The organism is Marivita sp., assembly GCF_020055635.1.
In the GTDB taxonomy this organism is placed as follows: Bacteria; Pseudomonadota; Alphaproteobacteria; order Rhodobacterales; family Rhodobacteraceae; genus Marivita.
Genome location: NZ_JAIPUT010000072.1, coordinates 1 through 16,601 on the forward strand (window position 1 = coordinate 1; position 16,601 = coordinate 16,601).

5 protein-coding genes and 1 pseudogene are annotated in these 16,601 nt (G+C 63.3%); 5 read left to right on the top strand and 1 reads right to left on the bottom strand.

Annotation, left to right across the window (positions count from 1 at the left end):
• The 4 genes and pseudogenes from LCF60_RS20870 to LCF60_RS20885 all read left to right on the top strand — a co-directional run.
• Positions 1-126, top strand: a pseudogene (locus tag LCF60_RS20870) (5-aminolevulinate synthase); the annotation flags it as partial.
• 31 nt (positions 127-157) lie between these two features.
• Positions 158-1,384: an efflux RND transporter periplasmic adaptor subunit gene (locus LCF60_RS20875; protein ID WP_292294470.1), complete on the top strand. Its 1,227-nt coding sequence runs from the start codon at positions 158-160 to the stop codon at positions 1,382-1,384.
• Positions 1,381-4,461 carry an efflux RND transporter permease subunit gene (locus LCF60_RS20880; RefSeq protein WP_292294471.1) on the top strand — a complete coding sequence of 1,027 codons (3,081 nt, stop codon included), beginning with the start codon at positions 1,381-1,383 and terminating at the stop codon, positions 4,459-4,461. The genes LCF60_RS20875 and LCF60_RS20880 overlap by 4 nt, the downstream gene beginning before the upstream one ends.
• Positions 4,462-4,800: 339 nt before the next feature.
• The gene (locus LCF60_RS20885) at positions 4,801-14,784 is read left to right on the top strand and encodes a peroxidase family protein (protein WP_292294472.1); all 9,984 of its coding nucleotides are present in this window, start codon (positions 4,801-4,803) and stop codon (positions 14,782-14,784) included.
• A gap of 130 nt (positions 14,785-14,914) precedes the next feature.
• Here the strand turns inward: LCF60_RS20885 and truA are convergent, their stop codons facing one another.
• The gene (gene truA / locus LCF60_RS20890; RefSeq protein WP_007811298.1) at positions 14,915-15,682 is read right to left on the bottom strand and encodes a tRNA pseudouridine(38-40) synthase TruA; all 768 of its coding nucleotides are present in this window, start codon (positions 15,680-15,682) and stop codon (positions 14,915-14,917) included.
• Between the two features lie 148 nt (positions 15,683-15,830).
• Between truA and LCF60_RS20895 the strand changes: the two genes are divergently transcribed.
• A partial coding sequence (locus tag LCF60_RS20895) for a YcjX family protein (protein WP_292294473.1) occupies positions 15,831-16,601 on the top strand: 771 nt, incomplete at its 3' end.

Consider the following 16,601-nt stretch of genomic DNA (forward strand, 5'->3'; position numbering starts at 1 on the left):
GGCACCGAGCGTTTGCGTTTCACACCGTCGCCTGTGCATGGTCCCAACGAAATGGACACATTGATCCGCGCAATGGATGAATTGTGGAGCCATTGCGCGCTGAATCGTGCCGAAATGGCTGGATAACAGTTATCATCACAGGAAAGGAGCCCGAACGATGCGCTGGATCACGCGAGGCGTCCTAATCGCCAGTGTCGCCATTCTGTGTCCCTTAGGCATTTCGCAGTTGACCGCGACGGAAAGTGCCGATCCGATCGAAGTTTCAGCTCCGATTACGGCTTCGGTCCGGCGCGCTGAACCTCTTCGGATTGACGACGTGCTGCACGCCTTCGGGCATGTTGCGCCTGCGGATATAATTCATGTGTCGATGCCGCGCCATGCCGCACCGGTGATGGAGGTCTTGGTAAACGAGGGTGATCTGGTCGATGCCGGGCAGACTCTCATCCGCATCGACCGCACCGAAATCCAGCGCGATTTGCTACAGGCTGAGGCAACACTTTCTGCCGCCCGCGCCGATGTCCGCATCGCGCAATCCAGTCTGGAGGTCGCAGCCACCGAAATCGTGCAGCACCGGGCCGCACTCGAGCGGCTTGAACGCCTCGCTCGGACCGGCGCCTCGTCCGAGGTACAGCGACAGGATGCGACCCGCGCGCTGCAAAAGGCCTTGGCTGAACACAAGGCTTCAATGGCCCGTCTTTCCGGCGCGCAGGCCCGCGAAACCCTTGCGTTGCTCGCGGTGGAGCGCGTCGCCACGCTAAGCCAGCAAATGGACGTCCGCGCGCCGGTCGCGGGCCGCGTGACCGCAATCATGGTGGACCCCGGTGCGACGCCTACGATGGGTGCCCCGATCCTTGATCTTGCCGCCGCCGATCGCATGGAAGCGGTGCTTACCGTGCCGCCGCATGCGCTGGCCCGGGTATTGCCGGGCATTCCTGTGCGCCTCTGGACGCCGGATGGCACAATGATCGACGGTGATGTCACGCGGATCAACCTCTCTACTGGCCCCGAGGCGGGGCTCGCGCGGGTCGCCGTGCGCTTGCCCGACGGGCACTACCACTTGGCAGGCGCCAGCCTGCGCGGCGAAATTATCGTCGATCAGCGGATGGCGATCGTCGTGCCCACCTCCGCCATCGTGCCGCTCAAGACTGGCCCGGGCCTCTTTCGCGTTGTCGATCGCCGCGCCGTCGCAACCCCGGTGGAGCTGTCGATGCGCCCGGGCGGCGCCGAGGCCGAGATCGTCGTGGGCTTGTCCGAAGGGGCGGCCTATGTCGCGGTCGCCTCGTCTCTCCTGCGCGATGGCGAGGCCGTGGCGCATCGCGGCTGGCTGACCGACACCGGCTTTAAGCAGACAGCGGCTCTCAATTTCGGGCTGGCCCGGCGATGACCGTTACAGACTGGACCCTGCGCCACGCGGTCTTTCCAGTGGTCGTCATCGCCGTTCTGGCGATTCTGGGCCTGCGCGCGGGCCTCGGCCTGCCGCTGACCCATCTGCCCGATATCGGTGACAACCGGATCGTGCTGCGCCTGTCGGCGCCCGACGCCTCGCTTGCTGCCACCGATCACGATTTGGCCCAGCCGGTCTATCGCGCTCTGTCATCTCTGCCCGAGATCACTTCGATCCGGTCACAGATCACCTCTGGCCAGTTGGACATAACGCTTGCCCTGCGCAATTCCCGCACCGCCCAAGACAGTCTCGCTAAGGTGCAGGACCGACTTCAGGCGCTACGACCGGATCTGGATTTTGCCGTCTCCATCGACAAGATCCGCGCCACCTCCTCGCGTCGGCAGGCGGCGCTGGAGCTTGCTATTCTACCCCGCGACGGTGATATCATTGCCGCCAGCGATGCGCTGCGCCATGTTATCCTGCCCGCCTTACGCCGAATCGACGGCACCTCCGAGATCGCGCTAAAGGGCGTCACCCACACTGAACTGGTGATCCCCACATCCGACGCCCGGCTTGCCTCGGTCGGGCTGACCTTTGCCGCGCTGAACCGCCAGATCACGCAGGCCCTGTCGCAGCAGGTGGCGGAACCTGTGACCGTCTCAGACGCTCCGGGGGCCGGGACCATCTTTTTGTCGCTCCCGCAGAACGCGGATGGCGCAGACACCGCGCGGATGTTGTCTGGCCTGTCGCTGACCGGCGCTGCGGGACAAAAGATCCCGCTTGCGGCGGTGGCGAGTGTGGCTTCTGCGCCCGCACTGCGCGACTGGCTGGTCCGGCACAATGGCACCCCTGCGGTTCTGGCGCAGATTCATGCCGCACCCGGTGCCGATCTTGTGACACTCAGCCGGGATCTCGATCGCGCGGTGGCGGATCTCCGGGACAGCCGTCCCGATCTCACGCTCGCTGTGATCGCGCGCCCGGGCAAGCAGGCGATCCGCTCACTTGGCGCCACCTGGCAAGCGCTGCTGGAAGGCTGCCTGCTGGTGATCGTAGTGATCGCGATTGCGCTGAAATGCTGGCGGGCCACGGCCTTGGCCGCGCTAGCCATTCCGCTATCCGTGCTGCCCACGCTCTATGTAATGCATGTGCTTGGGCTTGGTCTGAACATCGTCAGCCTTCTGGCCCTCACCCTTGCGTCGGGGATCGTGGTGGATGACGCGATCGTCGAGGTCGAAAATATCCATACCCATCAGCGCCGGGGGTGCGATCCTCGTCAGGCCGTCGCTCGTTCGGTCAATGAAATGGCCCGCCCGGTTATCGCCACAAGCCTTGCCTTGCTGGCGGTGTTCCTGCCCGTTGCGACCATGCCGGGTGAGGCCGGTCGGTATTTTCAGGCTTTCGGCTATACGTTGTGCATCGCGACGGTGTTTTCGCTGCTGGTCTCGCGGCTGGTGATCCCGGGCCTTGCTCTGCGCTTTGCCGGCCCACCCGTGGGCCGTCCGGCTGCCCCTTCGGCCCGGACTATGGCCCGGCGGCTGGCCGGGAGCTACCGTGCTGTGATCATCCGCACCCTGCGTTTTCGGTGGTTCTGTCTGGCGGCGACCGGGCTTGTGGCATGGCTCTCCGTGGCTTCGGCCCTCAATCATCCTGGCGCTTTCATCCCGCTTGACCGTGATCCGCTTCTGCGCTTCGATGTGGCCTTGCCGGCAACGATGCCGCCAGGTGCGCGGATTGATCACCTCGTCACGCTCGAGCACGATCTTCTGGCGGATGGCGGGGTGCGTGGTGTGACGCTGATCATCTCCGATGAACCTCAGGACATGCTGCGCCTTCTGGTACGCACCGACGGCACGGCCCAGGCAAAAGCGCGGGTGCGCAGCGCGCTGGCCCGCTTGCCCGATTCGCGTGCCCTCCCGCTGACTAGCACGGGGCGTCCTGCACTGGTGCTCGATCTGGCCGCGCCCGATCGTCGGAGCCTGGAAATCGCGGCCTCCGCGATCTTTAAGGCCATCGCGCAGCTGCCCGGTGATATCCCGGTCCTGTCCGCCACCACCGGCTCCCAGCCGCAGGTGCGCTTCCGGCCAGATCCGGGGCTTCTGCGGCAACTTGATCTGGATGCGGCCGATCTTGTCACGGCCCTCAAGGGGCATACGAACCCCGACGATCACCTGATTGCGATAATCGACGGCACGGAGCGGCAGCCGGTCCGCCTGCGCAGCCAACTGACACTGTCCGGGGCGGGGGGCGCCGATAGGCCTTGGCCGAACGATCTAACCTTCACGTCGGTGGCCTTGCCCGGTGGCGGCTTCGTCCCGCTGGGGGCACTTGGCCAGTTCGATCTGGACTTCTCGGACCTCCGGCTTGAACGGCGTGATGGGCTCTATGTCCTGCCGCTTCTGGCCGCGCCGGACACGGCGGCGACCGCGCGCCTCGTCTCGGATGCCGCACGGGCCGAACTGGCTCGGCTCTCCGCCGATCTGCCCGGCCTGGCGCTTCTGCCCGCCGGCGACACCGCCTCGCGGTTCCAGATGATGTCCGACCTGTCCCGAGCCCTCGGCAGCATGCTCTTGCTGCTTGTCGCGGTGCTTTATGCGCTCTTCCGCTCGCTGGCCCAGGTCGGGGTGATTCTTGCCTCGCTGATCTTTGCGTTGAGCGGCGGGATGCTGGTCCTGTCGGTGACGGGCCTGCCGGTGTCTCTGCCGGTGCTTATTGGCCTGATCCTGCTGCTTGGAATCGTGGCCAAGAACGCGATTCTGCTTGTCGACAGGGCGCAGACTCTCGTTGCGCGACATGGCAACATAGCACGGGCGGTGATCTCCGCCGCCTCCGACCGCGCGCGTCCGATCATCATGACCAGCGTTGCGATGATCGTAGGGATGCTGCCTGCGGCCTTGCCGTGGCTCGATGGCTCGGCCTTCCGTCAGCCTCTGGCCCTGACAGTGATCGGCGGCGTCGCGGTTTCTACCGTACTCAGCCTCGTGGTCACGCCGGTCCTGTGCCTTATGGCCCATGGCGCGGCGGTCGGGATCATGCGCATTGCTCCCAAATCCAAGGCCCTGCGCATCGTGCGCGAATGACGCATTCGGTTCGCGTCATGGTGTACGCACCCTAGGTCCGATTCGGCGTTGGAATATCAAAGGTCTGACGCGCTATCGTCTATTATGACATTTCAGCCAAAGGCTTTTGTTTTGGACGCGCCCTGCCCGCTCTGTGTCGTTTTACAGCTTTTTTGTGCGCAATGGCGCCGCAAAGCCGCCCCAACCCCCGACTTTGGTCTGAAACCTATCCTACCTTCGTAGGGTTTTTGACAAGACTTTGAGCGCCTCCGACGAACTGCCCTCCTTGGTAGGTCTGGGTCAGGAAACACCGCCCGAACTGTGTCGGGTGCCCAGACCTTACAGCTAGGAGAGACCCGAATGGTTTTCGTCAACACAAACGACCTTAAGCATATCCTCGACCAGATTCGCATCGCCGAACAGCACGTGGCAGGTACTCCGCTGACTGAATTGGTGCAGAACCCCCTGCTGCCGTATGGCCTGCGTCTTGTTGACGGCACGCTGAACAACTTGACCCCGGGCCGCGAAGACTGGGGCTCCGCCGATCAAGTGATGCCGCGTCTTCTTGAGTCGACCTTCCTCACGCAGGCCGAAGGGGCGCATCTGGCCGATCCTAACCCGCGCGCGCCACAAGATGGCCCGACCTCCTATACCCAAACCGCCGGGTCGGTCTACGACGCCGAGCCCCGTGTGATCTCGAACCTGATTGCCGACCAAACGCTGTCGAATCCCGCCGTCATCGCCGCGGCGCTTAGCCATTCCGGCCTGACCGGCCAGGCGATGCTGACCGCTGCAAACGAAATCGTGCAGGGCTATCAGCGCGTCATCGATGCACAGGCGGCTACGGGCAACGTCGATCAGGCGCTTGAACTACAGCGCCAGGAATTGCAGTCCGCACTGGACGCCGCCAGCGCCGAACTGACGGCCGCACAAGACGATGTCGCGGCCAAGACAACTGCAAAGAACGACGCCGATCAGGCCGTAACCCAAGCTCAGGACACGCTCGACAATGCGGCAGCCACCATGGTGACGCTGCAAGGGCAGGGCCAGGTTGCTGAAATGCAGGCGGCACTAAACACCGCTGTCGCGGCGCATACGCAGGCTGATTCCGATCTCAAGGCGGCGCAGGATGAGCTGACACAAGCCGAAAGCGCTGCAGCGTCCATGCTGACCATGCGTAATGCGAAACAGAACACCGTCACAAATTTGCAGGAGCAAAAGGCAACTGCCGATCAAGAGCTCCTCTCGGCAGAAAACATTCTGACAGCCGCGCAGGACGCCCTGGCGCTGGAAACCGACGCAGCCGGCGCGGTGACCTCAGCCCAAACAGCCGTTGAAGAGGCTACGACCGCAGTCAGCAATGCGCAGACGCGTGTGAACGCGCTTGACGCACAGCTCCAGCAGGCCCAGTCGGATCTCGACGATCTGAATGTCCAGCTTCAAACGGCCCAAGAAGCAGCGACTGCCGCACAGTCCCGCGTTACAGCCGCCGAGGTGATCGCCGCCGAAACCCAGACGGCCCGCGACAACGCGCAATCCCTCTTTGATACCGAGGTGAGCGAGCTTGCCACCGCACAGTCCGAGATGCTCAGTGCTCTTAACATTTACATGAGTGGTGGTTCTCTGGCTGACTTCTCTCTGGCTTCTGCAGCCTATTCGACGGCCCGCGAAGAAAAATTGGCCGCGGAACAGGCTTTGGCCGCTGCGATCAATGCGGATGAAGAGGCAGATCAGGACGTTGCCACCGAGAATACAGCCCTCAGCACGGCGCAATCCGCGGTCAATACCCTGACCACACAACGCGATAATGCGATTATCACACGTGACGGCTTGAATGCCCAGTTGGGCGACGCCAATGGAAACTTGACTACCGCGCAAGGCACTTTGACAACTGCTCAGCAGACGCTGCAGACCGCACAGGCGAACAACCAAGCCTATGTCGAGGCGCAGAACGCCGCAACACAGGCACAGGCCGATGTGGATGCGGCGCAAGGCGTGGTTGATGGTCTGGTGGCACAGTTGGGGATTGTTGAAGCTGAGCTTACAACGCTCAACAACAGCCTCACAATGGCAGATAACGAAGTGACCCGCCTAGAAGGCGTTGTGCAAACTGAAACCACCGATCTGGCAACAGCAGCTGGCAACGTAACAACGGCGCAGCAGAATCTTTCTGCGGCCCAAATGGCCGATGCGGCCATTCTCGCACAGCTCGACGTGATCGCGGATGCAACCGTACAGCTCAACCAGGCGACTGCAACTGCTGCTCAGGCAGCGCTTGATCTGACCGCGGCAGAGGGTGCGGTAACCGCAAAGCGGACCGCGGTTGATACGGCCACTAACGATCTTGCGGCCCTGACGGCACCCGGTGCGGCCGAGGCCGCCCTGGCCGCCGCTCAAGCCGTCGCTGCCGAAGCGCAGACCACGCTCGACACGCTGCTGACCACCCATGACATCACGATGGACGGCAACAACATTCTGCTGCCCGACGTGACGCCGGATGAAGGCCTTTCCGCGCCCTACAACTCGTGGATGACGCTTTTCGGTCAGTTCTTCGACCATGGTCTCGACCTTATCGGTAAGGGGGGCAGTGGCACCGTTTACATCCCGCTTCAGCCCGATGATCCGCTTTACGAAGAAGGCTCCCCCACCAACTTCATGGTGTTGACCCGCGCCACCAACCAGCCCGGCCCGGATGGTATTCTGGGCACGGACGATGACGTTCGCGAGCACTTCAACAAAACGACGCCTTGGGTTGACCAGAACCAGACCTATACCTCGCACCCCTCGCATCAGGTGTTCCTGCGCGAATACGATTTCGACGCCAACGGAAACCCTGTCTCCAACGGCTTCCTGTTGCATGGTCAGACCGGCGGCATGTCCACATGGGGCGATGTCAAGGCTCAGGCCGCGACCAAGCTGGGCATTCAGCTCAATGACAGCGACGTGCTCGATGGCCCACTGTTGGCCACCGACCCCTACGGCAACTTCATCCCCGGCCCCAATGGCCTGCCGCAACTGGTCGTGCCAAATCCCGATTATGTCGAGGGCGGCACCGAACCGCAGCACATCCATGTCGAAGGCAATCTGACCGATCCGGTGGATGCCAGCCAGGCGCTCCGTAACGGCCACGCCTTCCTCGAGGACATCTCTCATTCCGCATTCCCCAAGGGCATGATCGACCACGACCGCAACCCGATGACACCTGAAATCGAGGTGGCGCCGGATGCCGATACCGACACCGGCAACGCAATCATGCCGAACATGTTCGGCATGAACGAAACCTACGACAACGAACTGCTGGATCGTCACTTCATCGCCGGCGATGGCCGTGGCAACGAAAACTTCGGCCTGACGGCGGTGCACCACGTGTTCCACACCGAACACAACCGCCAGACAACCGAGATGAAGCAGACCATCCTCGACAGTGGCGAGTTGGCCTTCATCAACGAATGGCTGGCCACCCCGATCACCGAGGGCGAGCTTGCGACAGCCACCGCCGACAGCCTTGACTGGGATGGCGGGCGTCTGTTCCAGGCTGCCAAATTCACCACCGAGATGCAGTATCAGCACCTCGCCTTTGAAGAGTTCGGCCGCACCGTGCAGCCCCAGATCGCGGCCTTCGGCATGAATGCCAGCGCCGAGATCGACGGCGCGGTCATGGCAGAATTCGCCCATGTGGTGTACCGCTTCGGTCACTCGATGCTGACCGAGAACGTTCAAACGATGGACCCCAACGGCGTGAACACCTCGAACGGTCTGATCGAAGCCTTCCTGAACCCGGTCGCCTTCGACCTTGACCAGACCCTGACCTCGGATCAGGCGGCAGGTGCCGTGGCCCGTGGCATGTCCCGCGAAACCGGCGCCAATATCGACGAGTTCATTACCAGCGCTCTGCGCGACAACCTCGTTGGCTTGCCTCTGGACCTTGCCGCGCTGAACATCGCGCGGGGTCGGGAAACTGGTGTGCCCTCGCTCAACACCGCGCGGGAACAGTTCTATGCCGCCACTGGCAGCGAATTCCTCAAGCCCTATGAAGGCTGGTCGGAATTTGCCGCGAACCTCAAGAACCCGGCATCCATCATCAACTTCATCGCGTCTTACGGCACCCACGACACCATCGTGAACGCCACGACCGTGGTGGAAAAGCGTGCCGCGGCCACCGATCTGGTTCTGGGCGGTGATAACGCCCCGGCGGACCGTCTGGACTTCGTCAACGGCACCGGCGCTTGGGCCGACGCGGAAACCGGCATCAACGATGTGGAATTCTGGATCGGCGGTCTGGCCGAGGACATTATGCCCTTCGGCGGGATGCTCGGTTCTAGCTTCGGATTCGTGTTCCAGCAGCAGATGGAGGCGCTTCAGAACGGCGACCGCTTCTACTATCTGGCACGGACCGCCGGCATGAACATGATTGCCGAGTTGGAAAACAACTCCTTTGCGTCGATGATCGTGCGCAACACCGATATCGCTGATGGTGGCGCGCATATCCCGGCCAACATCTTCTCGTCGATGGATGTCATCCTCGAGGTGGATCAGGCCGTGCAGTCCATGCCCGACCCGGTGTCCACCGATGTCGATCCGTTCCTTGCCGCAATGGGCACCACCATGGTCGAGCGGGCTACGGCCACGGTGGATGCGCCACTGATCGACGGGGTGCGCGAATACGACAACTTCCTCAAGTTCAACGGCGGTGAGCACGCGGTGCTCGGCGGTACGGATCAGCGTGACATCCTCAATGGCGGCCTCGGTGACGATGCGCTCTGGGGCGGCGCGGGCGATGACCTGCTGATCGGTGACGCGGGCGTCAATACCCTGCGCGGCGGGGCCGGCAACGACATCCTCAAGGATGGCGACGATGTCAGCTTCCTGCATGGCGAAGATGGCGATGACGTGATCTCGGCCGGCGGCGGCATCGGTGAACTGATGTTCGGCGGTCAGGGTAACGACGCCATCCTCATGGGGTCAGACGATGCGGCCACGGCGTTCGGCATGGACGGCAACGACTTCATCTATGGCGGTGCCGGTGGCGAGTTCATGTTCGGTGGCGAAGGTGATGACTGGATCGAAGGCGGCGACGGCTTCGACATGGTCATGGGTGACAACGGCGACCCCTTTGGCGGTTCGCGGGTTGTGGGCCATGATGTTCTGGATGGCGGCGCCAACGACAACGACCTGCTCGGGGAAGGTGGCGACGATATCCTGATCCAGCGCGAGGGCGTGCATGTCAACGAAGGCGACTTCGGCTTCGACTGGGTGGCCCACAAGAATGCGATGACAGGGGCCGATATCGATCTGACCCGTCGTCTCGAAACCAACGAAGCACTGGACGCGATCCGCGATCGTTACAACCTGATCGAGGCGGCATCGGGCACGCAGTTCGACGATTTCCTCTACGGCGATGACCGCGAAGGCGCAGCATTGCCCGAGGGACTCGATCCGCTGGCCAATGATGCGACGCTCTTCGCCAACGAACTGACGCAGGCGGGCGTTGACCGGATCGATGGTCTGCGGGAATTGCTGGCCGACATGATGGGCGTTGACCCCGCAGATACCTTCACCGGCGGCAACATCCTGCTCGGTGGCGGCGGCAACGACGTGATCCAGGGCCGTGGCGGCGATGACGTGATCGACGGCGACAAGGCGCTGAACGTGCGCATCTCGGTCCGCGATCCCCAGGATCCGACTGTGGAACTGCGCTCGATCAACAGCCTGTTCGAAATCTCGAACGAACTGCTCGATGGCTCGGTCAGCCCCAGCCAGCTGCAGATCGTTCGGGAAATCCTCGACGCAGGTCAGGAAGGCGACGTGGACACGGCTGTCTACTTCGATGTGCGGGCCAACTACAACATCCGCACCAACGCTGATGGCAGCGTCACGGTCGATCATATCGCCCCGCCCGTCGAAGGCGCGTTCATCGACCCGATCAACGGTGATCCCAACGTCGCCGGTGGTGACGGAACCGACCGCCTGACCAATGTCGAAATCCTGCGCTTTGCGGATATGGAGATTGATCTGCGTACCGATCCGGCCAGCAACGGCCTGATCCAGGGCACCGATGGCAACGATGTGCTCGATGCTAGTAACGGCCCCGATGCGATCTTCGCAGGTGCCGGTGATGATGTGATCAACGGTCTTGCCGGCAACGATGTGATCTTCGCCGAAGGCGGTTCGGACACTATCACATGGAACGCGCCCAACGGAGGCTACGATGTGGTTGTCGGTCACGGCATCGTCGACGACGGCGGCACCGACATGCTCGTCATCAACGGTGATGGCACCGAGGACGCCTTCACCATGTACACCGCCGCCGCATGGACCGATCAGGGCGGCGACGCCCCTGTCGATCCGCTCTCCGAGATCGTTATAACCAGAACCGTGGCCGGTCTCGAAACCGCGATCATGGAAGTGCGCGGCATCGAAGAGGTCACCCTCAATGGGGTTCAGGGTGTCGAAACCATCACCGCCGTTGGTGACTTCGCGGGCACCTCGTTGGCGCCAAACACGATCTACGTGAACGGCACGGCGGGTAACGAAGTGATCGACTTCTCTGGCTTCACCTCGACCCAGCGTCTTGTGGTGGATGCAGGTGACGGTCGCGACAACATCACGGGCGGTGCAGGCAATGATATGCTGAACGCCGGTGCTGACCGCGACGAAATCTCTTGGAATGTCGGTGGCGGCAGCGATGTGGTCGATGGTGGGGCAGGTGAAGACACCTACACCATCAACGGCGACGCCTCGGACGAGACCTTCCGCGTCTACGCGGCGGACTCGTGGGCAGGGGCGCCTCTGGCCACCGACACGGATATCGTCATCACCCGCGACGGGGGCACCGGCGAGCAGGTGATCGGTCAGCTTCAAAACATCGAAGAAATTCAGATCAACACAGCAGGAGGCACGAACGACGTGCAGGTGATCGGTGACTTCAATCCGACAGCTCTCAACTTCAATACCATTAGTGTCACGGGCGAAGTCGCCAATGTGGATGTCACGGGCCGCCTTTCGACGCACCGCGTATTTGTCGAAACCGAAAGCCGCGCGACCACTGTAACCGGCACTTTGACCGAAGGTGACGTGATCGTCGTCCCGGTAGATATCGATCCGGCCTCCCTGGTCGCGACGATCGACGGCACGACAGTGACCCAGACATCGGGCGACTTCTCGCTGACCTACACGGTCGATGCCGCGGACACCGTCCCGGTGATCGTCCAGTCCGGCACCGGCCTGGCGAACTCCCTGCGCGGCGTGGCCACCATCAACGAGCAAACCGGCGCGCCCGAGGGCCTCGGGACCGTCGCTCTCGGCACCCTGCCGCGTGGCAACGTGTTGGTAACACAGGATGACATTGACGCCCTCAAGTACATGGTCGGCGCCAGCAATGTCCTGCCGGTCCTGCCGCCCGAACCCGGCGAGCCCGTGGATAACGAGCCTGCCGACCTGCTGCAGGAAGTGCGTGACCTCGAAGGTCTCACCAACAACCTGCAGAATCCCGAGATCTCGGGAGGTGCGACCCTGCCCTTCGCCCGTGTAACCGAAGCCCGCTATGCGGGAACCGGCGAAGACGGCGCAGGTATCGTCAACCCGGTGTTCGACGGCCTCGACACCCGCGACATCTCGAATGTCCTGGGCGATCAGGATCCGAATGCGGCCAAGGCGGCCACGGCCAACATGTTCATGATGTCTTTCGGTCAGTATTTCGACCACGGTCTGACCTTCATTCCGAAAGGAACCGGCCCGAACGGTCCGCTGAACCAGATCGAGATCGGAGGCCGGGGAATGGAGATGGGGCCGTTCTCGGACAACCCCGCCGACCTGACCCGCGGGTCTGTTGTGGACTACGATGCGGACGGCACACCGCTGCATGAAAACATCACCTCGCCGGTGGTGGACCAGAACCAGGTTTATGGCTCGTCCAACCTCGTGGGTCAGCTGCTGCGCGAAAGCGATGGTTCTGGTGGTGTCGGCTCTCGTATTGTCTCGGGGATGGAAGACCCCTCGGCACCCGGCAAAGACCTTCTGCCGACCCTGCGCGAGCTGCTGAACCATCACATCGACGCCGGCACGGTTTTCGCCGGGACCGACATCGGCGATGTGACCCTGCTCGATTACTATCCGGGTCTGCGGGATGCCGATGGCAACTTCGACGCTGGCATCGTGTCCCAGCTCTCGGGTGATTTCATGGGTGAAGGCTGGCCGCTCCTGATCGACACGAACCCGTTCATGAACCTGCTTGATCACTTTGTCGGTGGCGACGGGCGCGCGAACGAAAATGTTGGTCTGACCGCGGTGCATACGGTCTGGGCGCGCAACCACAACTACCATGTGGAACAGCTCGAGCAGGTCGGGTTCGACGGCACCCCCGAAGAATTGTTCCAGGCCGCACGGATCCTGAACATTGGCGAGTATCAGCAGGTCGTGTTCAACGACTTCGCCGATAGCCTCCTGGGCGGGTTGCAGGGCTCGGGCCGTCACGGTCACGACGAATACAACCCGGACGCCGATGGCCGCATCAGCCACGAGTTCGCTGCGGCAGCCTATCGCTTCGGCCACTCGCAGATCGGGGAGATGATGACCCTGAAGAATGAGGCCGGAGAGGACGTGCAGGTTCCGCTGTTCGACATCTTCCTGAACCCGACGAACGATCCGTCTGTCTTCCAGGCCGACTTGGACCGCGACGGTACCGTCGACGTGACGGGGGCCGAGGCGTTGGGTGCGCTGGCCGGCATGGGCTACACGCCGCAGCCTGGTTTTGCTCAGTACGGTGTGGGCAACATCCTCAGCGGTCTGCTCGGACAGCCCTCCGAAGAAGTCGACCTGCAGGTTGTTGACGGCGTCCGGAACGATCTGGTCCGCATAAGCGCCGACCTCTTCGCCTTCAACGCCGCTCGCGGCAGGGATTTGGGCCTCGGTACGCTCAACCAGGTCAAGGCGGACCTGGCCGCATCGGCCAACCCCTATGTCAGCGAAGCGATCGAGCTGTCGGACATGACGATGACCCCCTATGCCGACTGGGCCGACTTCCAGGCGCGCAACGGGCTCTCGGACGATATGATCGCCAAGTTCCAGCAGGCCTATCCGGATCTGGTGCTTGCCGGTGACGACATCGCGGCCTTCCAGGCGGTCAACCCGGATATCGCGCTGACCGAGAATGGCGATGGCACGATGACGGTGCAGGGCATCGACCGTGTCGATCTCTGGGTCGGCGGTCTGGCCGAGCAACACATCCAAGACGGTGTTGTGGGTCATACCTTCTGGGTGCTCATCCACGAGCAGCTAGATCGCCTCCAGGAAGCGGACCGGTTCTACTATATCGACCGGATTGGGGATCTGCCTGTCTACAACAACTTCATCTCCAACATCACAATGGGAGATATCGTTGCCCGTAACACCGGTCTGACCGATGTGCCGCTGGATGCCTTCAGCTATAACGGAGAGCCTGCACCGGAGGCACCTGCAGTCCCGCAGGAGCCCGCACCTCAGGAACCCGCGCCGCAGGAACCCGCACCTCAGGAACCCGCACCTCAGGAACCCGCACCGCAGGAGCCTTCTGCAGCTGTCGACGGTATCGTCGAAAGCGGTACCGAAGTGGGCGATGCCCTTGTCGGCGCGGCGGGTGACGATGTCCTCAGCGGGTATGAAGGCAACGACATGCTCGTAGGCAATGCCGGTGACGACATGCTCTTCGGTGGCGATGGCCGCGACGACATGCTCGGTGGCGAGGGCGCTGACATGCTCGTGGGCGGTGCCGGCAGCGACAATATCCTTGGCGGCGACGGCGATGACCTGATCATCGGCGGGTCCGGCTCGGATATCCTGATGGGCAATGCAGGTGACGACACCTTCATCGGCACGGATGGCGACTGCAACGACCTCATCTACGGTGGCGAAGGGTCCGACACGATCGACATGGCGTCGGTCACCTCCGACCTCACGGTGCGCCTCGGCAATGCCGGAACGGATCGTGGCTCGGTCACCACGGCAGAGGGCGGTCGCGACACGATCTGGAGCATCGAGAACTTTGTCGGTGGCGCAGGCGACGACACCATCTTCGCCAGCGACGCGGCCAACGTGCTCGATGGCGGTGACGGCAACGACACCTTCGTGTTCGAAACCGCGGCCAGCGCGCAGGGCGATCACATCAACGGCCTCTCCGCCGGCGATGTCCTGCAGTTCGGCACTGGCGCCGATGCGGTCACGATCTCCTCGCGGGATCAGGCCATCGAAGCTGGCTTCGCGGTCGCGCATGACGCCGCCAACGACGTCTCGACGATCAGCGGTAGCCTTGACGAAGAAGACTTCCAGCTGACCGTCAGCGGCCGCTTCGACTACGATCAGATCGCCTGATCCCCAGTCGGATGAAAACACGATCGGCAGCCGGATATTCTCCGGCTGCCGATCTCGTTTTGCGGTTTGCCTTTCGAATGATCCGGGTGCCCCGCCACCCGGCGCGCGTCAGCCTTCAGCCCCCAAGCCCTCAGCTGAACGGATCTTGCGGATAGCCCACGCCCGCCAGATACAAGCCCTGCGGCGGACAGACCGGGCCACAGGCCGCGCGGTCCTTCGCCTCGAGCGCGGTTTTCACATCCTCGGGCGCCCAGCTTCCCGCGCCCACGCGCTCCAGCGTGCCCACGATGCTGCGCACCTGATTGTGCAGAAACGACCTCGCGCTCAGATGAAACCTCAGCTCCGGTCCCCCCAGCCCCTCGGCCTCCTCGATCTCCAGCGCATCCAGCGTCTTGACCGGGCTTTTCGCCTGACAGATCGACGATCGGAACGTGGTGAAATCATGCTTGCCCAGCAGATGCCGTGCCCCCTCTCGCATCGCTGCCACATCAAGGCTCTGGGGGACACGCCAGACGCGCCCCGCCTCCAGCGTCTCTGGCGGACGCCGCATCAGCAACCGGAACAGATAGCGCCGCTCCAGCGCTGAAAATCTGGCGTGCCAATCCTCTGCGACCTGGGCGCAGGCCACCACCGCCACCGGCGCGGGCTTGAGATGATAATTCACCGCCCCCATCAGCTTGAACGGCTCCCAGTCCTTGACCAGATCGCAATGCGCCACCTGCGCCAGCCCATGCACGCCCGCATCCGTGCGCCCGGCCGCCGCGATCTTGTGCGGGCCGGGTTCCAGACGCGCCAGCGCCGCCTCGATCGCGCCTTGCACCGAGGGCTGTTCCGCCTGTCGCTGCCACCCTGCAAAGGGGGCGCCGTCATATTCCACTTTCAACGCATATCTTGGCATGGCCGCCACTTACCCTGCAGATGCTTGCCGAACAATCCCCCCAAACCTGCCCTCTGGCAACCGTCGCGCCTCGCGCCTATCTTGGACGGGCCAGCGACGGGCCAGCGACGGGCCAGCGACGGGCCAGCAGGCAAGGGGGACCGGGCCTTTGATTATAAACGATATCGCCGAGGGGCTGACGCGCCGGGTCGAGACGGTGACCGACACGCTCTCGGAATCCCTGTTCGAGCCGGTGATCCGTCTTGGCGTCACGGGCCTGTCGCGGGCGGGCAAGACGGTGTTCATCACGTCGCTTGTGGCCAACCTGATGGACCGCGCGCGCATGCCGGGGCTGGTGGCCGCCGCCGATGGCCGGATCTCGGCGGCCTTCCTGCAGCCCCAGCCCGACGACACCGTGCCGCGCTTCGACTACGAGACGCATCTCGCCGCCCTCACCGGCCCCGAGCCGAGCTGGCCAGCCAGCACTCGGGCCGTCTCGGAACTGCGCCTGTCGCTCCGCGTGCGTCCCACCGGGCTTCTGGCCGGGCTGTCGGGGCCGCGCACCGTGCATCTCGACATCGTGGATTATCCCGGTGAATGGCTTCTGGACCTGGCGCTTCTGGACAAGACATATGCCCAATGGTCCGCCGATGTGCTGGACCGCATCGCACCGCGCGCGCAAGCCGCCGACTACCTGCCACTGGCCCAGGCCACCGATGCCGCCGCCCCTCTGGACGAGCCTGTGGCCCAAGCGCTGGCCCGCGCCTTCACCGCCTATCTGACCGCGGCCCGCGCCGCGGGGTTCTCGGATTGCACGCCGGGCCGCTTTTTGCTGCCGGGCGATCTGGCTGGGTCTCCGGTGCTCACCTTCGCGCCGCTGCCGATGCCCGATGCGCCCGGTCGCAAATCCCTCTGGCACGAGATGGAGCGCCGCTTCGAG